This window comes from Cupriavidus sp. LA-1, from assembly GCF_055385985.1.
The window spans coordinates 555720-574087 of sequence record NZ_AP031387.1; the positions used below are offsets into that span (position 1 = coordinate 555720).

The window sequence follows — 18368 nt, forward strand, 5'->3', positions numbered from 1 at the left end:
GGCCGCGCGCTGGTTCAGCGCATCAGCTTGCCGGTGATAAAGCGCCATTCCGCCGGCGTCACCGGCGTGATCGACAGCCGGTTGCCGCGCCTGAGCACCACCATGTCGGCGAGTTCCTCATGCTCGCGCAATGCGGCCAGCGGGATCAGCGCGCTCTTGCGCGCGAAGCGCACGTCGACCAGCAGCCAGCGCGGGGCCTCGGCCTTGGAGGCGGCGTCGAAGTACGGGCTCTTGCGGTCGAACTGGGTGGGATCGGGGTAGGGTACCGAGCAGACCTCGGCCAGGCCGGCAATGCCAGGCTCCGGGCACGACGAGTGGTAGAACAGCACGCCGTCGCCGAGCTGCATGGCGTCGCGCATGAAGTTGCGCGCCTGGTAGTTGCGCACGCCGGTCCAGGGCAGCGTGCCTTCCCGGGCCAGGTCGTCGATGCTGGCTTCGTCCGGTTCCGATTTCATCAGCCAGTACTGGCGGGCGCGTTGGTTCTGGTTGGGGCTCACGGCGCGGCTCAGGAATGGAAGGCCTGCGGAAAAAATCGGCAGGCACGAAAAACACAGGCAAGAAAAAAGGCGATGGTTCAGAAAACCACCGCCTTTTTAAGGGGTCCCCGCCTTGGCCGCTGGGTCGGCATCCTGAACCCAAGTGAGGTTCAGAGTGGCTGCGGAAGTCGCATTTCGGGTACATCATCCACTCAGGGAGTCCAAGCCAGGCCCAGACTATGAATGCGATGACGCGCTCGCCCACGCGACATGATCCCGCACCATGCAATGCATATCGGTTCAAGGAGTTTATGACCCTCACGAACCAGGCAGGGAAACTGTCAAACGTCTGACTTTCCAGCCGCATCATCGTACCCGGAAAACCGGATCCGCGTGCGGGATGTCAGACGTTTGCCGTTTCTGACTAGGATGGGATGAAAACGGCGGCCGGGCGCGATAACCTGGCCAGTCAGCTGCACATCTGTGGTGCCTCGTGCAGTCTGGCTACACTATACACCGCGTTACAGGCCATACCAAGTCCACTTGCGCGTGTCGTTACATTTTGCGCGACAGCGCGGCATCCGCAGCACATCCCATCGTCATCGCTCAGCCACGCGTACCGGTGCCCACGTGCGCATATTGCCGCAGGGCTTCGTCGGCGCGGTCGTTGAGTTCGCGGATGCGCGCGCGGATGGCATCTACCGGGATCGCGCCTTCGGCCTGCTGCTTGCGCTGCATCGACAGCAGGTCAGAGGCGATGCTGATGGCGGCCATAACCGCCACGCGCTCGACGCCCTTGGCCGCGCTGCCGTTGCGCAGCTTGTTCATCTGCGTGTCGACCAGGGCCACGGCTTCGAGCAGCGCGGCCTCGTTCTCGGGCGCGATGGCAAAGCGGTAGGCCTGGCCGGCGATATTGACTTCGACTTGCTTGTTGCTCATGCGTGTTCTCCGGGGGCCTTGTGCGCCGCCGCTTCTTCGCCGAGCAGGTCGAGCTGGCGCGTGTCGCTGGCGGTCGGCAGCTTGTCAAGGATGGACTGGATGCGCAGCTGCGCTTCCTCGATCTTGATATTGAGCAGCTCGCGGTCGGCGGCCATGGCCTCGCGCTCGCCGCGCAACTGCGCGGCTTCGCCCTCCAGCCGGGCGATCTCGTCGCGCAGCCGCTGGTTCTCCGCCGCCAGGGTGTCCGCATGGTGCAGCACGCGCCCGATCTTGGCGGCCAGTTGTTCGAGTTCGGTGAGCATAGGGCCTGTCATGATGGGAGTAGTGTCAGGTATCGCGATTCTAGCCGATGCGCTGGCTTGCACAATGCGGAGGAAAGGGTTTGTGACCGGGCACCCGCATGGAAGTTGCAGCCTTCTGCACTCAAAACGCTGCGAGAGTTGTGACAAAACGCTACCGGCATACGTGCGGCAGGTACGTTGACGCGAGGGGCGAAACCCCATAGACTCGCGCACGTTCCAGGTGCTCGCCCTTTTCGTCCCTGGCGAAAGGGCAGTTCAACGGGAAACAGGGAGCCAGGCCGGCTGCGTGCCGGACGGGCCAACCTGTGCTGCCCCCGCAACGGTAAGCGACCGCGGTGCGCATCTGCCAGACCCCGACATAGCCGACAGCCAGCCTGCCGGCAACGCCGCTGGCAAAGCCGGATCCATTCCCGGCCACATGCCCTGCAGGACCGGCCACACGCCACTGAACCGACAGGTTCGGGAAGGCGCCGGCCCAGTGTCGCCAGCCCGGATACCGGCCTGAACTTGGGCTGCCGCCCGTGCGCGGCACGCCTCATCGCCATATGGTCCGCGGGGGAACGGGCCCGGCCATTCCTATCCAGTCCTGCATCATGCGTTCATCGCTCCTCAGGTCGACCCGCCCGGCAAGCCCGGCGGTGCGTCCGTCCGTGCCCGCCATCCTGGCGGCTATCGCCTCGTTCACCCTTGTTCCGACTGCGTCGTTCGCCCAGGCGGCCGACAGCGGCACCGACAGCCGCACCGCGCAGCTTGCGCCGGTGGTGGTCACCTCCACCCGTACTGCCCAGTCGATTACCGAGGCGCTGCCGCATACCACGGTGGTCACGCAGCAGGACATCGTCAACTCGCAGGCCCCCGACCTGCGCACGCTGCTGCGCAACCAGGCTGGCGTGGAATTCTCGACAAACGGGGGTATGGGGTCGACCACGTCGATGTTCATGCGCGGGGCCAACTCAAACCAGAGCCTGGTCCTGATCGACGGCGTGCGCATATCGTCATCGAGCACCGGCACGGCGCAGCTCGAGAATATCCTGCCAGACCAGATTGACCACATCGAAGTTGTGCGTGGCAATGTTTCCGCACTGTACGGCTCCGACGCCATTGGTGGCGTGGTACAGATTTTCACGAAGAGTGGTGCGGGCCAGGCACCTGCCGCGAACGCACAGGTGCAATATGGCAGCAACAACACGCGCCAGGGTACTGTTGGCTACGGTGGGCAGATCGGCGACACCTCCTTCAACCTGACCGGCTCGGCTTACAAGACGGACGGCTTCTCGTCGATCAATACGCGCCAGGCGCCAAATGCCAATCCCAATAGCAACCCATATGAGAACCAGAGCTTGTCAGGGCAGGTCAAGCACCGCTTCTCGCCCGACTGGGATGCCGGTGTCAGTGGCTATTACTCGAAGAGCAAAGTGTCTTTCGACAGTGCATTCGGTCTTCCTACCGACGACAACCGAATGAATAGTGAGCTGTACACCGTGTCGGCCTTTGCCAACGGCAAGCTCATGCCAGACTGGACCACGCATTTCAAGCTGGCGCAGAGTGAAGACCGCAGCGACAGCTTTCTCAATGGCACGCAGAACGGCGCCTTCCATACACGCAACCGCCAGTTCAACTGGCAGAACGAGTACGCCCTGGCTGCCGCCCACACGCTGCTATTCGGTACCGATTACCTGCAGCAGACGCTCGATGCCAACAGCTTTGGCGCTGCCTTCACCCCAACTCGCAACGTATTTTCCGTGTTCGGCGGCTATGACGGGCACTTCGGCAAGCACCAGCTGCAGCTCAATGCCCGCAACGACCACTACTCGGACTTTGGCAACCAGGGGAGCTTCTTCGCCGGCTACGGCTACAACCTGACCAACGCGCTCAAGCTGATCGCCAATGTCAGCAACGCCTTCCGTGCCCCGACCTTCAACGAGCTGTATTTCCCCGGCTTCGGTAATCCCAACCTGCAACCCGAGCGCGCCAAGTCGGTCGAGGCGGGCGTGCAGTACACCACCGCCAGCGCCGGCCTGCTGCGCGTGACCGCGTTCGAGACGCGCTACAACGACCTGATCGTGGCGGCGCTGCAGCCCAACGGCATGTTCCTGGCGCAGAACGTCAACAAGGCCAAGGTGCAGGGCATCGAGGCCTCGTGGCGTGCCAGCGTCTACGGCACCGACATTGGCGCCAGCGTGACCTTCCAGAACCCGGTCGACGAGCAGTCCAACACCCAGCTGTTGCGCCGCGCGCGCCGCCATGCCGCGCTGGACGTGGGCCGCAATTTCGGCAACTGGCGTTTCGGCGGCGAATGGCTGTTGTCGTCGTCGCGCCTGGATGCCGGCTCGCGCACGCTGGGCGGATACGGTATCGTCAACCTGAACGCCCGCTACAACATCGACAAGCAATGGTTCATCGCCGCCCGGGTCGAAAACCTGTTCGACAAGAACTACCAGCTCGCCTACCCCTACAACACGCAGGGGCGCGCGGGCTTCATCACGCTGGGCTGGCGCCAGCGATGAGCGCACGGGCGCGCCATGTCTGAGTTCCGGCGCGCCCTGGCGATCTGGCTGGCGCTGGCGCTCGCGGCGCTGCTGGCGTTCGCGTTATCGCTGGCGCTGGGCAGCGTGTCGCTCGATGCGCGCGAGCTCTGGCTTGCCCTCAGCGGCGCCGACACCGGCACCGCCGGCGCCATCGTGCGCGAGCTGCGCCTGCCGCGCGCGGCAGCGGCCTTTGCCTGTGGCGGGCTGCTGGCCCTGTCCGGCGCGCTGATGCAGGTGCTGCTGCGCAACCCACTGGCTGAGCCCTATGTGCTGGGCGTATCGGGTGGCGCCTCGACCGCCGCGCTGCTGGCCATGCTGCTGCTGGCGCCGTGGTGGGGCGTGCAGGCCGCCGCCGCGGCCGGCGCGTTGCTGGCGATGGTGCTGGTGGCGTCGCTGGCGCGGCGCGACCTGCTGCATCCGCAAGTGCAGGGCGGCCACCGCGAGGCCGGTGCCCGGCTGTTGCTGACCGGTGTGATCCTGGCCGCGGGCTGGGGTGCGGTCATCACCCTGGTCCTTTCCGTCGCGCCGGAATCGCGCCTGCGCGGCATGCTGTTCTGGCTGACCGGCGACCTGAGCGGCACCGCCACTTACGGCGGCGCATTGGCCATGCTGGTGGTGGCGCTGCTGCTGGCCATGCCGATGGCGCGCGCGCTCAACGTGATGCTGCTGGGCGAGACCGTGGCGCAGTCGCTGGGCGTGCGCGTGGGCCGCGTGCGGCTGGCGACCTTCATGCTCGCGTCGCTTTGCATCGCCGCGGCCATCACCACGGCCGGCTCGGTCGGCTTTGTCGGGCTGGTGGTGCCGCATCTGGTGCGCCTGGCCTGGGGCAACGACCAGCGCCTGCTCCTGCCGGCCGCCACGCTGCTGGGCGGGGCGCTGCTGATGGCCGCCGACCTGATCGCACGTACCGTGGTCGCTCCCGCGCAGCTGCCGGTGGGCGTGATCACCGGGCTGCTGGGTGTGCCGACCTTCCTCTACCTGCTGCTGCGGAGGCCGCGATGAGCCAGGGTGCGCACTGGTCCCATCCTCTCACTGCCTGCCCGCAACTCGTGCTGCGTGACGTGACGCTGCGCACCGGCCAGCGCGTGCTGGTGGACAGCCTGAGCATGACCATCGGCCCGGGCCAGCTGTGGTGCATTGCCGGGCCCAACGGTGCAGGCAAGTCCACCCTGATGACGGTACTGGCCGGCCTGCGCCACGCCGACGGCGGCAGCGTCGAGATCGACGGCACCGCGCCGGCGCAGGTTGCACCTGCGGTGCTGGCGCGCCAGCGCGCCTACCTGCCGCAGTCCGTGCACGACACCTTCTCGATGCCGGTGCTCGACGCCGTGCGCGTGGGCCGCCATCCGCACCTGTCCGGCTGGGGCTGGACCGGGCGCGAGGACGACCGCATCGTCCACGACGTGATCCGCGCCATGGATATCGAGGCACTGGCGGCGCGCGATGTGCTGACGCTGTCGGGCGGCGAACGCCAGCGGGCCTCGCTGGCCGCCGCGCTGGCACAGCAGGCGCCGCTGCTGCTGCTGGATGAACCCGTGTCGCACCTGGACCTGCGCCACCAGATCCTGGTGCTGGAACAACTGGCCGCGCTGGCCAGCGCGGGGCTCCACGCCATCGTGGTGATCCTGCACGACCTGACACTGGCGCTGCGCTACGCCACCCACGCCCTGCTGATGGCCGAAGACGGCACCACGCTGCAAGGTGCCGCATCGCAAGTGCTGACCCCCGAACATTGCTCGCGCGCGCTGCGCACCGCCATCGTCAGCGTCACCGACGGCGCGCATACTGCGCTGATTCCTGACGGCGCCGCTCCCGTCTACACCCGACATACATCATGACCGATACCCAGAACCCGCTTGCAGAAGACCCGGACCGCGATGCCCGCCACAAGGCGCGCATGGTGCGCAAGAAAGAAGTCGTCGACGCCAAGATTGCCGCCGCGCGGGACGAGCGCGGCGTGATCGTCATCACCACCGGCAACGGCAAGGGCAAGTCCAGCTCCGGCTTCGGCATGGTGGTGCGCGCGCTCGGCCACGGCATGCGCACCGGTGTGGTCCAGTTCATCAAGGGCGCGCAGCCCACCGGCGAGGAGATGTTCCTGCGCCGCTTCCCCGACGAGTGCGCCTTCCACGTGATGGGCGAGGGGTACACCTGGGAAACCCAGGACCGCGCCCGCGATGTGGCCAAGGCAGAGGCCGCCTGGGAAGTGGCGCGCGGCATGCTGCGCGACCCGGCCATCGGCCTGGTGCTGTTCGATGAGCTGAACATTGCGCTCAAGCTGCACTATCTTGATGTGGAGCAGGTCATTGCCGACCTGCGCGCGCGCCCGCCGATGCAGCACGTGGTCATCACCGGCCGCGGCGCGCCGCCGGCGTTGGTGGAGGCGGCCGATACCGTCACCGACATGACGCCGGTCAAGCATGCCTTCGAGCAGGGCATCAAGGCGCAGCGCGGCGTCGAGATGTAGCCCCGTCATTTTGGAACACAAGGTCAAAGCATCATGCAGTTTCCCGAAATCACTCCCCTCGACGACACCCTGCGCCCCGTGCTGCAGGCCGCCATCGACGACAAGACCAAGCCGCTCGGCGCACTGGGCCGGCTTGAGTCGCTGGCCCTGCAGATCGGCCTGATCCTCGGCACGGCGCGGCCCGTGCTGCAGCGGCCCACGGTGATCGTGTTTGCCGCCGACCACGGCGTGGCCGAAGCCGGCGTCAGCGCCTATCCGGCCGAGGTCACGGCGCAGATGGTGCAGAACTTCCTGGCCGGCGGCGCGGCGATCAATGTGTTTTCGCGCCAGCACGGCATTGCGCTGGAGATCGTCGACGCGGGCGTGCGCGTGCCGCTGCCGGCGGCTCAGGGTCTCGTCAATTGCCGCATTGCTGAAGGCACCCGCAACTTTGCGGTCGAACCCGCGATGACGCCGGAGCAGGCGGCCGCGGCGATGACCGCCGGCATGGCGCGCGTGCTGCGCCATGCGCAGCAGGGCTGCAATGTCATCGGCTTCGGCGAGATGGGCATTGCCAACACCTCAGCGGCGGCCTGCCTGATGCAGCGGCTGACCGGCCTGCCGCTGGAAGACTGTATCGGGCGCGGCACCGGGCTGGACGATGCCGGCCTGGCGCGCAAGCGCGACGTGCTGCAGCGCGCGCTGGCGCTGCATGCCGATGCGCAGGCGCCGCTGGACGTGCTGGCCACCTTCGGCGGCTTCGAGATCGCAATGATGGCCGGTGCCTACCTGGCCGCCGCGGCCAGCCGCATGGTGATCCTGGTCGATGGCTTTATCGCCACGGCCGCGCTGCTGGTGGCGCAGCGCCTGGACCCCAACGTGCTGCAGTACTGCGTGTTCACGCACTGCTCGCACGAGCGCGGCCACCGCGCGCTGCTGGACCAGTTTGGCGCCGCGCCGCTGCTGGCGCTGGACCTGCGCCTGGGCGAGGGCACGGGCGCCGCGCTGGCGTGGCCGCTGCTGGCCTCGGCGGCGGCGTTCCTGAACGAGATGGCGACCTTCAGCGGCGCCGGCGTCAGCACCGCCGCGCCATGAGCGTGCCGTCCGACCCGGTGCCAGCGCAAGCCAGCCCCGCGGGCCTGGCCGGCGAACTGCGCTATTTCCTCACGGCGCTGGGCTACTTCACGCGCGTGCCGCTGCCGGGCTGGCTGGCGCGCTGGGTCGGATTCGAACCGCATTACCTGCACGCGGCCGCGCGCTACTTCCCATTGGTCGGGCTGCTAGTGGGCGGTGCTGGCGCACTGGTCACCTGGGGCGCGATGCCATGGTGGCCGCCGGGCGTGTCCGTGCTGCTGGGCATGGCCGCCACGCTGCTGCTGACCGGCGCCTTCCATGAAGACGGCCTGGCCGATTGCGTCGATGCCTTCGGCGGCGCGTGGCAGCGCGAGGACGTGCTGCGCATCATGCATGACTCGCGCATCGGCGCGTTCGGCGCGATCGCGCTGGTGGTGGCGCTGCTGCTCAAGTGGCAACTGCTGGTGGCAATTGCCGGGCGTGGCGGGTTGATGGTGCTGCTGGCGGTGATGGTCGCCGCGCACGCCGCCAGCCGAGCGATGGCGGTCAGCTACCTCGCCACGCTGACCTATGTGCGCCCGGAGGGCAAGGCCAAGCCGGTGGCGCAGCGGCTGGCCGGCGCGGGGCTGGTGTTTGCGCTGCTGTGCGGGCTGGTGCCGCTGTGGCTGGTATCGCCGTGGTTCTGCGCGGCGGCCGCTGGCGCGCTGCTGGTGCTGCGCCTGCTGCTCGGCCGTTACTTCGTGCGCCGCATCGGCGGCTATACCGGCGACTGCCTGGGCATGGCCCAGCAGTGCGCCGAGATCCTGCTCTACCTGGTGGCCGCGGCATGGACGTGGTCCTGATCCGTCATGCGCAGCCACAGGTGCCGGCCGGTACCTGCTATGGCTGCCTCAACCTGCCGCTGGTGACACCGCTGACGCCGGCGGCGGCGCGGATCGCCGCGGGCCTGCCCGCGCCCGATCGCATTGTCGCCAGCCCGCTGGCGCGCGCGCTCGGCACCGCGCAGGCGCTGGTGCAGACGTTACCGGCGGGCGTGCCGGTCATCGACACCGAACCCCGGCTGCGCGAGATCGATTTCGGCAGCTGGGAGGGCGTGGCCTGGGACGCGATCGACCGCGCCGCGCTGGACCAGTGGGCGGCCGACCTGCTGCACGCGCGCCCGCATGGCGGCGAGTCGCCGGCGCAGGCAATGGTGCGGGTTGCCGGCTGGGCCGCGACGCTGGCTGAAGATCGCGTGGAATGCCTGTGGGTGGTCTGCCATGCCGGCCCGATGCGCATGCTGGCCGCGCACTGGCTGGGCTTGCCGCTGGCGGCGACGGTCAACTGGGACTTGGGCTTCGGTGCCAGTTGTGGCTTCACGCTGGGGCCGGGGGGGGGCCGGCTCGGCTGGTGGAACCGCGCCGCCTGATCAGCGCGCGGGCCGGCGGCTGCGCGCCGTGTCGAGGTCCTTGCAGATCTGCTCGGCGCCTTGGACCGCGCGCGGACCGGCGCGGTTGACCAGGTCGCCGTCGATCACGAACAGGTTGTTGCGCGCCACCGCTGTGACCTGTTTCCAGCGCCGCCACATCTCGAAATCCGGCAGCGGCTGGTCCGAATGCGTGGCGCCGATGCCCGCCGTCAGCATCGCTTCCGGGTTGCCCGCGATCACCGCTTCGACCGACACGGTCGGCACCAGCGGCGTCTCGGCCGCGAACAGGTTGCGCCCGCCGCACAGCGCCAGCATGTCGCTGACCAGGTGCTGGCCGTTGAGCGTCATCAGCGGCTGCTGCCAGACCTGGTAGAACACCGTCACCGGCGGACGTGACGCGTAGGTCTTGCGCAGCGTCTCCACCTGCTGGCGGAAGCCGTCGGCGGCGCGGCGCGCGGTGGTGTCGGTGCCAAGCAGCGCGCCGAGTTTCTCGATGTTTTCCGGGATCGCCGCCAGCCTGCGCGGCTCGCTGTAGAACAGCGGGATGCCGAGCGCGCGCAGCCGGTCGGTCTGCTTCTGCGCGTTGCCATGGCGCCATACCACGATCAGGTCCGGCTTGAGCGCGGCAATGCGCTCCAGGTCCAGCGCCCTGTTGTCGCCCACGCGCGCGATCTCGCGCGCTTGCGGCGGGTAATCGCTGTAGCTGACCGTGCCGACGATGCGATCGCCGCCGCCCGCGGCGAAGAGCATTTCGGTGACGTGCGGCGCCAGCGAGATCACGCGGCGCGCGGGCTGCGCCAGCATGACGGTCTGGCCCGAGTCGTCGACGGCGGATACCGCGGCGCAGGCGGGCAGCGCTGCAAGCAGCAGGGTGGAAGCGATAACGGGCGTCAGGCGGTTCAACATGAAATTGGGAAAGGGTTCAGGCAGTGGCCGCGGCCAGCGCCGTGTCCAGCCGCTGCCAGTCGTGTGGCTGGTCCGGCGGCAGGCCCAGGCGCAGGCTCGGCGGGCAGCCGCCGGCGGCGTCGAAATAGCGGGTCCACACGCCCTGTTGCGCGAGCGCGTGATGCAGCCTTGCGGCTTCGCGATGCGGCACCCAGCAGAACAGCGGATGCATCACCGGCGGCAGGCCATGGCGCTCCAGCAGCGCGGCCAGCTTCGCCCCGCACGCTTGCAGCCGCGCACGGGTGGCGTCCTGCCAGGCATGGTCGGCCAGGGCGTGCCGCGCGACTTCACGTGCCGGGCCCGATACGGTCCAGTGGCCCAGGCGCGCGCGCAGTGCATCCAGCAGTGCCGGCTGCGCCAGCACGAAGCCGCAGCGGATGCCGGCGAGGCCGTAGAACTTGCCGATCGAGCGCAGCACCACCAAGCCAGCCGCGTCGCTGTGCGCGGCCACTGAGCCATCGGGCAGGCAATCGATAAAAGCTTCATCGACCAGCAGCGTGCCGCCGCGCGCCGCCAGCGTCGCATGCCAGCGCAGCAGCATGGCGTCGGGCAGCACGCGGCCGGTCGGGTTGTTCGGGTTCACGACGACTAGGTGATCGAGCTCGTCGGCCAGGTCCGCCCGCGCAAAACCGGTTTCGTCCAATGCCACCACCGTATGCCCCGCGGCCGCGAAGGCCGGCGCATATTCGCTGTAGCCGAGCGCGGCGATGCCCACGCGGCCCGGACGCAACAGGCCCGGCAGCGTGCGGATGGCAGCCTGCGAGCCGGCCACGGGCAGGGCGTGCGACGCGCCGCATGCCTGCGCGGCCTGCTCGGCCAGGCCGTCGTCATCCTGCGGCAGCCGCTGCCACACCTGTGCGGGCAGCGCCCGCACCGGATAGCCGTCGGGATTGATGCCGGTGGACAGGTCGAGCCAGTCATCGGAGGGGCGGCCATAGCGGCGCACCGCGGCCAGCAGGTCGCCGCCATGGCGGATCGGGGGCAGGGCGGCGCTCATGCCGGCGTGGATGCAGTCAGGACTGCCAGTGTGCTGGCGGCCGCCAGCATCAGCCATAGCCAAAGCGTGCGCTCGACCAGCCGCAGGCAGGCCATCACATGCTTGGCTTGCGGCGCGGTGCCGGCGCCCAGCGGCGGGCGTTGTTCGATCTCACCGTGGTAGCGCGCGGGGCCGCCCAACTGCACACCAACTGCACCGGCGCCGGCGGCCATCACGGGACCTGCATTGGGACTCGACCACGCCGGCGCCTGCGTGCGCCAGCAGTGCAGCGCTTGCGCGGTGGCGCCGAGCAGCGCATACGACAGCGCGGTCAGGCGCGCCGGCACGAGGTTGAGCAGGTCATCGATACGCGCCGCGGCCCAGCCGAAATACAGCAGCCGCGGCGTGCGGTAGCCCCACATCGCATCGAGGGTATTGGCCAGGCGGAACACGATCACGGCAGGCGCACCGCCAATCAGGAACCAGAACAGCGCGCCGAAGATCGCGTCATTGCCGTTCTCCAGCACCGATTCACAGGCGGCACGGGCCAGCGCTTCGCTGTCGGCATCGGCGGTGTCGCGCGAGACGATGCGCGCGGTCAGCGCGCGCGCGGCGGGCAGGTCAGCCGTAGCAAGCGCGCTGGCAATCGGGGCGATATGCTGGTGCAGGCTGCGCGCGCCGAGCGCGGCATACAACGCCACGGCGTGCAATGCCAGCGCGGCAAGGGGGTGCCAGGCGGCGACGGCATCGACCAGCCACCAGGCAAGCGCGGCCGGGACCAGCACCAAGAAGCACCAGCCGGCAAGGCCCGCGATGCGCTGGCGCCAGGGCGTGCCACGGCGCTCGGGATCGTTGAGCGCGCGTTCCAGCGCGGCAGCAATGCGGCCGAAGCCCACCAGCGGATGCCAGCGGCGCGGCTCGCCGAGCCAGCGGTCCAGCAACGCGCCCAGCCATGCCGCTGCCACGCATGCCGGCCAGGCCAGCATCAGCATGTGGGATCGGGGCCCTTTACCGCAACCGGAATGCCCGCCACCAGCAGCCGCACGCAGTCGGCCGCGGCGGCCAGCTTCTGGTTCAGGCGGCCCAGTTCATCGACATAGAAGCGGGTGATGGCGCCCATCGGGACCACGCCGAAGCCAATCTCGTTCGAGACCAGGATCACGTGGCCCGGCAGTGTGGGCAGCGCGTTGAGCAGCGCTTCGATTTCTTCGGTGAAGGCGTCCGGCGGCGTGATCACGCCATGTTCGGGATAGCTGCGGCCTTCCGGGAACAGCAGGTTATTCATCCACAGCGTCATGCAGTCCACCAGGATGCAGCCGTCGTGGCGTGCATTGGCGTAGAGCGCATCGGCCAGGTGCACCGGCTCTTCCACCAGGCGCCAGTCGGCGGGGCGGCGGGCGCGGTGCAGGGCGATGCGGACCTCCAGCTCCTGGTCGGCCAGCGCCGGGTCCTGGTGTGCGGTGGCGACGTAGGTGACCGGGCCGCCGGTGAGGGTGGCGTGGTCGGTGGCGAGCTGTTCGGCAAAATGGCTTTTGCCGGAACGTGCGCCGCCCAGCACCAGGGTGAGCTGGCGGCTGCCGGTTCCGCTGGCGGCGGCACGCGGCTGGGGAGCCGCAGCGGTGCCGGGCGCGGGGGCAGGTGCGATGGCCGGGGTTTCCATCCGCGTATTGTAGCCGCCGCATCCGGCCCTCGCACGGCCCGCGTGCAGGCAGGTGCGATAATCCGCCAATGCAATCCGACTCCCCGCAATCCCTGCCACCGGGTGCCCTGCGCGGCACGCTGATGGTCCAGGGCACGACCTCCGATGCCGGCAAGAGCACCATCGTGGCCGGCCTGTGCCGGGTGCTGGCGCGTGCCGGCACACGCGTGGTGCCATTCAAGCCGCAGAACATGGCGCTGAACAGTGCCGTCACCGCCGACGGCGGCGAGATCGGCCGCGCGCAGGCGCTGCAGGCGCAGGCCGCGGGGCTGGCGCCGCATACCGATATGAACCCGGTGCTGCTCAAGCCCAGCAGCGACACCGGCGCGCAGGTGATCATCCATGGCCGCGCGCGGCTGGACCTGGATGCGCGCGCCTACCATGCCTACAAGCCCGAGGCGATGAAGGCCGTGCTGGCCTCGCATACGCGCCTGGCGCAGGCCTATGACGTGGTGCTGGTGGAAGGCGCCGGCAGCCCGGCCGAGGTCAACCTGCGCGAGCGTGACATCGCCAACATGGGCTTTGCCGAGCGCGTCGACTGCCCGGTGGTGCTGGTGGCGGACATCGACCGCGGCGGCGTGTTCGCGCACCTGGTCGGCACGCTCGACTGCCTGTCCGACAGCGAACGCGCGCGCGTGACCGGCTTCATCATCAACCGCTTTCGCGGCGATATCGGCCTGCTGGAGCCGGGGCTGGACTGGCTGGTGGCGCGCACCGGCAAGCCGGTGTTCGGCGTGCTGCCCTATCTGCACGGCCTGCATCTCGATGCCGAGGACGCCATCATCGGCGCGCAAGCGGACAAGTCCGGCACGCCGGCGCAGCGCCTGCGCGTGATCGTGCCGGTGCTGCCGCGCATCGCCAACCATACCGACTTCGACGCGCTGCGCGCGCACCCGCAGGTGGACTTGCAGTTTATCGGGCCGGGCATGCCGATACCGCCCGCGGACCTGGTGGTGCTGCCCGGCAGCAAGAACGTGCGCGGCGACCTGGACTTCATGCGGGCCAATGGCTGGGATGCGGCGCTGGCCCGGCACCTGCGCTACGGCGGCAAGCTGATCGGGATCTGCGGCGGCATGCAGATGCTGGGACGGCAGGTGCACGATCCGGATGGCCGCGAGGGCCCGGCTGGCAGCAGCGCGGGCCTGGGCTGGCTCGATTACGAGACCACGCTGGCTGCCGAGAAGCAGTTGCGCCAGGTCAGCGGACGGTTGGCGCTGGAGGGCTCGGACGCGCCGGCACGCGGCTACGAGATCCATCTGGGCGTCACCACGGGCAAGGGGCTTGAGCAGCCGGCCCTGTGGCTGGACTGCGGCGACGACACGGTGCGGCCCGACGGCGCGCGCTCGGCCGACGGCCAGGTGCTGGCTACCTATGTCCACGGCCTGTTCGACGAGCCGGCCGGCTGCCAGGCGCTGCTGCGCTGGGCGGGGCTGGACGGCGCCCAGGCGGTGGACCTGGACGCACTGCGCGAAGCGTCGCTGGAGCGGCTTGCCGACACCATGGCCGCGCACCTGGACCTGGGAGCGATGCTGGCGCCACTGCGGCGCTGAGGCTGTTCAGCCTCGCAAGGCACGGGGAGGACACAGGGTCCTGCTAGAATTGCGAATCCTTCGCATTTGCATTCTGCCGGAAGATGGCTTCTACGCCATATTCCACGCACTGCAGCGTCCGCTCAACATACTTCGCCCCCGTCATGGTCACCGGCCGCCTACGCGTCGTCTTCGTCAAGCTGCATCTTTATATCGGCCTTAGCCTTGGCCTGTTGTTCATCCTGCTGGGCTTGACCGGCATGACCATCGCCTGGCGCGACGAACTGGATGCGTGGCTCAATCCCGACCTGCTGGTGGCGTCCGCGCCGATGACTGCGCCGGTTTCGCCCGCCACTGTCCAGGCGGTGACCGACCGGCTGGCCGCGCCCCCCTACGGCAAGCCCAACCTGCTGATGCTGCCGGCCCATGCCGACGGCGTCTTCACCGCCTGGTACCCGGTCAAGGGGCCCGACGGCGTGGTGCCAGGGCGCTCGCGCCAGGTGATGGTCGATCCGGTCACGCTGGAAGTGAAGGGCGAGCGCGTCTGGGGCGAGGCTGGGCTGTCGCGCCGGCTGCTGCTGCCCACGCTGTTCCACCTGCATCGCTACCTGCTGTCGGGCGATACCGGCAAGACCATTACCGGGGTGGCCGGCATGCTGCTGCTGCTGACCACGCTGGTCGGGGTGGTGGTGTGGTGGCCCAGGATGAAGCTGCGCTCGGTGGTTCAGGCGTTCCGCATCACGCATGGCGGCTCGTGGCCGCGCTTCAATTATTCGCTGCACCGCGCGGGCGGCATCCTGGCCGCGCCGGTACTGGCCACTATCGCTTTCTCCGGCTGGTACCTGAACCTGCCCAAGTGGGTGACGCCAATCGTGGCGGGCGTGGTCACCGTGACGCCTCCGGCCAAACATGTCTCGGCACCGGCGCCGGCCGGGGCCCGGCCGCTTGACGCGGGCGAGATCATGGCCGCGGCGCAGGCGCAGTACCCGCAAGCGCAGGTGACCCGTATCAGTTTCCCGCGCAAGCTTGGCGATGCGTTCGAGGTGCGGCTGCGCCAGCCCGGTGAAGTGCGGCAGGACACCGGCGCCACGCGGCTCTGGCTCGATGCCTGGACCGGGCAGCGGCTGGGCGTGCGCGATCCGCGGGACGCGCCGGCCGGCGATACGCTGCTGAACTGGCTGTTCCCGCTGCATACCGGCGAGGCCTTTGGCCTGCCGGGCCGGGTCTTCATTACGCTGTTTGGGCTGGCGCCGCTGGTGTTCGCGGTGACCGGCGTGCTGATCTGGTGGAAACGGCGGCGCGGGCATCAGCGGCATGTGGTGAAGGCTGCGCGGCGCTCCAGCATGCGCCGGGCGTAAAAAAAAAGCAGACCGGCGGCCTGCTTTTTTTTTGTCTGGCACGGCGGCGCCGCTCAGATTTCCAGATTGTCGATCAACCGGGTCGCGCCCAGCTTGGCGGCCGTCAGAATCACCAGCGGCTCGCCAGCAAGGAATTCCTCGCGCGTAGGCGCCTGCAGATCGACGCGCTTGCGGATCGACACATAATCCGGCTTCCACCCGCGCTTGGCGAGCGACTCCTTCGCGCCGGCTTCCACCGCCAGCAGGTCGGCCGAGGCGCGGTCGCTGCCCAGCACGGTGTCGCGCACGTTGTGCAGGGTGCGGTACAGCACCGGGGCCTCGGCGCGCTCATCCGGGCTCAGGTAGCGGTTGCGCGACGACAGCGCCAGCCCGTCTTCGGAACGCACGGTCTCGGCCGGGATGATGTCGATCGGCAGCGCGAACTGCTGCACCATGCGGCGCACGATCATCAGCTGCTGGTAGTCCTTCTTGCCGAACACCGCCACGCGCGGCTGCGCGCACGAGAACAGCTTCATCACCACCGTGCATACACCCTTGAAGAAGCCGGGGCGGAACTCGCCTTCCAGGATATCGCCCAGGTCATGTGGCGGCTCCACGCGGTATTCCTGCGGCTCGGGGTACATGTCGCGCTCGGAAGGCGCAAACAGCACGTACACGCCTTCCTTCTGCAGCTTCTCGATATCGTCCTGCAGCGTGCGCGGGTATTTGTCGAAATCCTCGTTGGGGCCGAACTGCAGACGGTTCACGAAGATGGATGCTACCACCGGGTCGCCGTGCTGGCGCGCCAGGCGCATCAGCGACAGGTGGCCTTCGTGCAGGTTGCCCATGGTGGGGACAAAGGCAGCGCGGTTCTGGCCGCGCAGCTGGTCCCGCAGCTCTTGGATGGAGGAAATGACTTTCATCCGTTTGCGCGAGAAACCTCGGCCTTCAGGCCGGGGAGGGATAGCGCGCGACGCGAAGCGTCGCCCCTGAACTCGCTCTCCTTTGTTGTGGGCGCTACGGTTGAATAAGCAAATCCATCGCCGCGCTGGATCACTCTGCAGTGCTTGTAGGAAATGCCCTGCACGACACCTGCAGCGGTTTGGATGTTAACGGCGACCCGGCCAACATGGGTGCCAGCCTTCTTCCCGGCGGGCACCACGGCCTTGACCATGTCGCCGGTCTGAAAGCCGAATGCGCGCTTGTTGCGCATGAGATAGCCCCGCGGGAAGCCGTGAGCGGTAAGTCGGGTCCGTTGATAGCTCCCGCGGCCCGCGCACTTGATGCGCAGCACGGGGCGTTGCCAGTCCGAGACAGCGTGCACGTTGCCGACGCAGGCAGCGTCCAGGGCGTGCGACTTTGGCATCTCGAGCCGACAGCGGTTGTACTTCGTCTGTCCGCCTGACCCGGTCTCGACGGACAGCCTGAAGGATCTGAGGGCGTCCAACAGTGCGAGGCGGGTGGCATTCACGGCGGCGGCATCGCGCAGCGGCGCCTTGGCACGGGCCAGGATGTGTTGGGCGCGTGCCGGGTCCCGGCGCAGGAATGCCTCCAGCGCAAGCTTGCCCTTTTTCTGGTTGCAAGGCCGGCAAGCGAGCGTCAGATTGGAAACGCGATCGGATCCCCCGTTCGCCTTGGCGACGATGTGCTCGGCTTCCAAAGGACGATCCGTCGCATCGCAGTAGGAGCAGCTGCGCCCGAACTTCGCCAGCAGGTACTCCTTCACCTCGTAGCCTTGGAGGGTGCCCTGCTGGTACTCGACGCCGGATATCTCAGGATTCTCCATCGCCTGCATGTCGAAGCGCACCAGTTCCATGCTCAGGGCGGTGATGGGCGCGAGCTTGATGAAGCGACGCACCCACGCGGCGGTGGTGTCAACGCGGTGGCGCAGGCTGGGTGCCAGCCAGCCTGCCGGCTTGCGCCGGTTGTTGAACCGGGCTGCGCGATAACGGGTCTTGCGCCCGCGCCGGGCGCGCCGCATTGACCGGCGCGACGTCAGGGCTGCGCTGATCTGCTGGCCGCGGTGGATGATCTCAGCCAGCGAAAGCACAAAAGCATCAGGTTCGCCTGCCGCATCCGAGGTGGCTTCGCGGACGATGGCCACGCCGGTCTCCTTGCTGCCAGGATCCAGCTTGAGGCGTAGCGGCTGCAGAGCGCTTTGCGCCAGACGTCGATCTGTCAGCCGGATTGCGAACGGCATCAGGCGATGGACACGAGCGCGGCCCCGCTCAAGCAGCAAGCGGGCCCGCTTCTCACTGCACGGCATCAGCGGCTTGCCGTGCTTGTCCAACACAAAGACTGCCATGGCAATCTCCCCAATATGGTTGCCCTTACGGGCCTGGTTACGCCTCCCCTGCGGGAGGTCTCCCTTCGGCAATGTTACGAACCGGCGATCTGCCCCGATCCGTTTCGTGCTTACCCAGTCGCTTGTCTGCAACCGGGGCTTCGAGAGGTTGGGACTAAGGAAGCATCCCAACGTCGGTCTTGCACCTGTTCGCAACGTAGCGGGTTGATTACCGCTTTGCCTGGCCAACCCGAGCTTGTCAGTTGCCTTTCAAGCTCCGGCCGTTAGGCCGGGGTAGTTGACCTGCCTTGGTGTGCTGGTCGTGTGTAGTGTGACCCGGACGCCTGTCCCAGTTGGGCGGCGCCAGACATGCCGGTCTCGGCCTTCTGTCGGGCGTGAGCTTGTCTGGCCGGCTGTCGGCGGAT

Annotated in this window: 18 protein-coding genes, 1 other RNA gene and 1 riboswitch; of the genes, 9 read left to right on the plus strand and 10 right to left on the minus strand. The window is 68.4% G+C overall.

The features are described 5' to 3' along the window. Positions 1-14: 14 nt before the first annotated feature. From ACZ5MJ_RS02700 to ACZ5MJ_RS02715, 4 genes are all read right to left on the minus strand, one after another. A complete protein-coding gene (locus ACZ5MJ_RS02700) occupies positions 15-455 on the minus strand; it encodes an EVE domain-containing protein (RefSeq protein WP_464223637.1) in 441 nt (146 codons plus the stop codon). Between the two features lie 142 nt (positions 456-597). Next, a non-coding RNA gene (ssrS, locus tag ACZ5MJ_RS02705) (6S RNA) lies at positions 598-815 on the minus strand. A 267-nt stretch (positions 816-1082) separates the two neighbouring features. Further along, positions 1083-1415 carry a cell division protein ZapA gene (locus ACZ5MJ_RS02710; RefSeq protein WP_464222198.1) on the minus strand — a complete coding sequence of 111 codons (333 nt, stop codon included), beginning with the start codon at positions 1413-1415 and terminating at the stop codon, positions 1083-1085. Then, entirely contained in the window at positions 1412-1717 is a 306-nt protein-coding gene (locus ACZ5MJ_RS02715) for a hypothetical protein (RefSeq protein ID WP_432257981.1), read from the minus strand. Before ACZ5MJ_RS02715 ends, ACZ5MJ_RS02710 begins: the two co-directional genes overlap by 4 nt. A gap of 200 nt (positions 1718-1917) precedes the next feature. Continuing rightward, positions 1918-2236: riboswitch (cobalamin riboswitch) on the plus strand. A 74-nt stretch (positions 2237-2310) separates the two neighbouring features. On the opposite strand from ACZ5MJ_RS02715, the gene ACZ5MJ_RS02720 reads away from it, so the two are divergent. From ACZ5MJ_RS02720 to ACZ5MJ_RS02750, 7 genes are read left to right on the plus strand one after another with little or no spacing between them, the layout of a single operon-like run. Further along, positions 2311-4224: a TonB-dependent receptor plug domain-containing protein gene (locus tag ACZ5MJ_RS02720; RefSeq protein ID WP_464222199.1), complete on the plus strand. Its 1914-nt coding sequence runs from the start codon at positions 2311-2313 to the stop codon at positions 4222-4224. A 15-nt stretch (positions 4225-4239) separates the two neighbouring features. Beyond that, positions 4240-5247, plus strand: coding sequence for a FecCD family ABC transporter permease (locus ACZ5MJ_RS02725; RefSeq protein WP_464222201.1), 1008 nt, complete (start codon positions 4240-4242; stop codon positions 5245-5247). Then, positions 5244-6083: an ABC transporter ATP-binding protein gene (locus tag ACZ5MJ_RS02730; RefSeq protein WP_464222202.1), complete on the plus strand. Its 840-nt coding sequence runs from the start codon at positions 5244-5246 to the stop codon at positions 6081-6083. The genes ACZ5MJ_RS02725 and ACZ5MJ_RS02730 overlap by 4 nt, the downstream gene beginning before the upstream one ends. After that, positions 6080-6712 (plus strand): cob(I)yrinic acid a,c-diamide adenosyltransferase, encoded by a 633-nt coding sequence (cobO, locus tag ACZ5MJ_RS02735; protein WP_464222204.1) that lies wholly within the window; start codon positions 6080-6082, stop codon positions 6710-6712. The genes ACZ5MJ_RS02730 and cobO overlap by 4 nt, the downstream gene beginning before the upstream one ends. A gap of 33 nt (positions 6713-6745) precedes the next feature. Beyond that, the gene (gene cobT / locus ACZ5MJ_RS02740) at positions 6746-7786 is read left to right on the plus strand and encodes a nicotinate-nucleotide--dimethylbenzimidazole phosphoribosyltransferase (RefSeq protein WP_464222206.1); all 1041 of its coding nucleotides are present in this window, start codon (positions 6746-6748) and stop codon (positions 7784-7786) included. Further along, positions 7783-8607: an adenosylcobinamide-GDP ribazoletransferase gene (locus tag ACZ5MJ_RS02745; RefSeq protein WP_464222208.1), complete on the plus strand. Its 825-nt coding sequence runs from the start codon at positions 7783-7785 to the stop codon at positions 8605-8607. Before cobT ends, ACZ5MJ_RS02745 begins: the two co-directional genes overlap by 4 nt. Continuing rightward, on the plus strand, positions 8592-9173 hold the full coding sequence (locus tag ACZ5MJ_RS02750) for a histidine phosphatase family protein (protein ID WP_464222209.1): 582 nt from the start codon (positions 8592-8594) through the stop codon (positions 9171-9173). Before ACZ5MJ_RS02745 ends, ACZ5MJ_RS02750 begins: the two co-directional genes overlap by 16 nt. Here the strand turns inward: ACZ5MJ_RS02750 and ACZ5MJ_RS02755 are convergent, their stop codons facing one another. Genes ACZ5MJ_RS02755 through cobU form a run of 4 tightly spaced genes read right to left on the minus strand, consistent with a single transcriptional unit; the run spans position 9174 to position 12754 of the window. After that, complete coding sequence (locus ACZ5MJ_RS02755; protein ID WP_464222210.1) at positions 9174-10079, minus strand: cobalamin-binding protein; 906 nt, start codon at positions 10077-10079, stop codon at positions 9174-9176. A gap of 16 nt (positions 10080-10095) precedes the next feature. After that, positions 10096-11115: a threonine-phosphate decarboxylase CobD gene (cobD, locus tag ACZ5MJ_RS02760; RefSeq protein ID WP_464222211.1), complete on the minus strand. Its 1020-nt coding sequence runs from the start codon at positions 11113-11115 to the stop codon at positions 10096-10098. Then, complete coding sequence (gene cbiB, locus ACZ5MJ_RS02765; protein WP_464222213.1) at positions 11112-12086, minus strand: adenosylcobinamide-phosphate synthase CbiB; 975 nt, start codon at positions 12084-12086, stop codon at positions 11112-11114. Before cbiB ends, cobD begins: the two co-directional genes overlap by 4 nt. Continuing rightward, positions 12080-12754, minus strand: coding sequence for a bifunctional adenosylcobinamide kinase/adenosylcobinamide-phosphate guanylyltransferase (gene cobU / locus ACZ5MJ_RS02770; RefSeq protein ID WP_464222214.1), 675 nt, complete (start codon positions 12752-12754; stop codon positions 12080-12082). The genes cbiB and cobU overlap by 7 nt, the downstream gene beginning before the upstream one ends. A 68-nt stretch (positions 12755-12822) precedes the next feature. Here cobU and ACZ5MJ_RS02775 point away from each other — a divergent pair, with 68 nt between their 5' ends. Together ACZ5MJ_RS02775 and ACZ5MJ_RS02780 are read left to right on the plus strand one after the other, a co-directional pair. Beyond that, on the plus strand, positions 12823-14343 hold the full coding sequence (locus ACZ5MJ_RS02775) for a cobyric acid synthase (RefSeq protein WP_464222217.1): 1521 nt from the start codon (positions 12823-12825) through the stop codon (positions 14341-14343). Positions 14344-14486: 143 nt separating this feature from the next. Beyond that, a complete protein-coding gene (locus tag ACZ5MJ_RS02780; protein WP_464222219.1) occupies positions 14487-15680 on the plus strand; it encodes a PepSY-associated TM helix domain-containing protein in 1194 nt (397 codons plus the stop codon). A 53-nt stretch (positions 15681-15733) separates the two neighbouring features. On the opposite strand, the gene panC is transcribed toward ACZ5MJ_RS02780, so the two are convergent. Both panC and iscB read right to left on the minus strand, forming a co-directional pair. Continuing rightward, on the minus strand, positions 15734-16582 hold the full coding sequence (panC, locus tag ACZ5MJ_RS02785) for a pantoate--beta-alanine ligase (RefSeq protein ID WP_464222221.1): 849 nt from the start codon (positions 16580-16582) through the stop codon (positions 15734-15736). Next, positions 16579-17964, minus strand: a complete 1386-nt coding sequence (gene iscB / locus ACZ5MJ_RS02790) for an RNA-guided endonuclease IscB (protein WP_464222222.1) — start codon at positions 17962-17964, stop codon at positions 16579-16581. The genes panC and iscB overlap by 4 nt, the downstream gene beginning before the upstream one ends. Positions 17965-18368 lie beyond the last annotated feature (404 nt).

Excerpts from the sequence above, each read along its gene's own strand:
- ACZ5MJ_RS02700 (WP_464223637.1), bottom strand. The coding sequence starts at position 455 with ATGAAATCGGAACCGGACGAAGCCAGCATCGACGACCTGGCCCGGGAA.
- ACZ5MJ_RS02710 (WP_464222198.1), bottom strand. The coding sequence starts at position 1,415 with ATGAGCAACAAGCAAGTCGAAGTCAATATCGCCGGCCAGGCCTACCGC.
- ACZ5MJ_RS02715 (WP_432257981.1), bottom strand. The coding sequence starts at position 1,717 with ATGCTCACCGAACTCGAACAACTGGCCGCCAAGATCGGGCGCGTGCTG.
- ACZ5MJ_RS02720 (WP_464222199.1), top strand. The coding sequence starts at position 2,311 with ATGCGTTCATCGCTCCTCAGGTCGACCCGCCCGGCAAGCCCGGCGGTG.
- ACZ5MJ_RS02725 (WP_464222201.1), top strand. The coding sequence starts at position 4,240 with ATGTCTGAGTTCCGGCGCGCCCTGGCGATCTGGCTGGCGCTGGCGCTC.
- ACZ5MJ_RS02730 (WP_464222202.1), top strand. The coding sequence starts at position 5,244 with ATGAGCCAGGGTGCGCACTGGTCCCATCCTCTCACTGCCTGCCCGCAA.
- cobO (WP_464222204.1), top strand. The coding sequence starts at position 6,080 with ATGACCGATACCCAGAACCCGCTTGCAGAAGACCCGGACCGCGATGCC.
- cobT (WP_464222206.1), top strand. The coding sequence starts at position 6,746 with ATGCAGTTTCCCGAAATCACTCCCCTCGACGACACCCTGCGCCCCGTG.
- ACZ5MJ_RS02745 (WP_464222208.1), top strand. The coding sequence starts at position 7,783 with ATGAGCGTGCCGTCCGACCCGGTGCCAGCGCAAGCCAGCCCCGCGGGC.
- ACZ5MJ_RS02750 (WP_464222209.1), top strand. The coding sequence starts at position 8,592 with ATGGACGTGGTCCTGATCCGTCATGCGCAGCCACAGGTGCCGGCCGGT.
- ACZ5MJ_RS02755 (WP_464222210.1), bottom strand. The coding sequence starts at position 10,079 with ATGTTGAACCGCCTGACGCCCGTTATCGCTTCCACCCTGCTGCTTGCA.
- cobD (WP_464222211.1), bottom strand. The coding sequence starts at position 11,115 with ATGAGCGCCGCCCTGCCCCCGATCCGCCATGGCGGCGACCTGCTGGCC.
- cbiB (WP_464222213.1), bottom strand. The coding sequence starts at position 12,086 with ATGCTGATGCTGGCCTGGCCGGCATGCGTGGCAGCGGCATGGCTGGGC.
- cobU (WP_464222214.1), bottom strand. The coding sequence starts at position 12,754 with ATGGAAACCCCGGCCATCGCACCTGCCCCCGCGCCCGGCACCGCTGCG.
- ACZ5MJ_RS02775 (WP_464222217.1), top strand. The coding sequence starts at position 12,823 with ATGCAATCCGACTCCCCGCAATCCCTGCCACCGGGTGCCCTGCGCGGC.
- ACZ5MJ_RS02780 (WP_464222219.1), top strand. The coding sequence starts at position 14,487 with ATGGTCACCGGCCGCCTACGCGTCGTCTTCGTCAAGCTGCATCTTTAT.
- panC (WP_464222221.1), bottom strand. The coding sequence starts at position 16,582 with ATGAAAGTCATTTCCTCCATCCAAGAGCTGCGGGACCAGCTGCGCGGC.
- iscB (WP_464222222.1), bottom strand. The coding sequence starts at position 17,964 with ATGGCAGTCTTTGTGTTGGACAAGCACGGCAAGCCGCTGATGCCGTGC.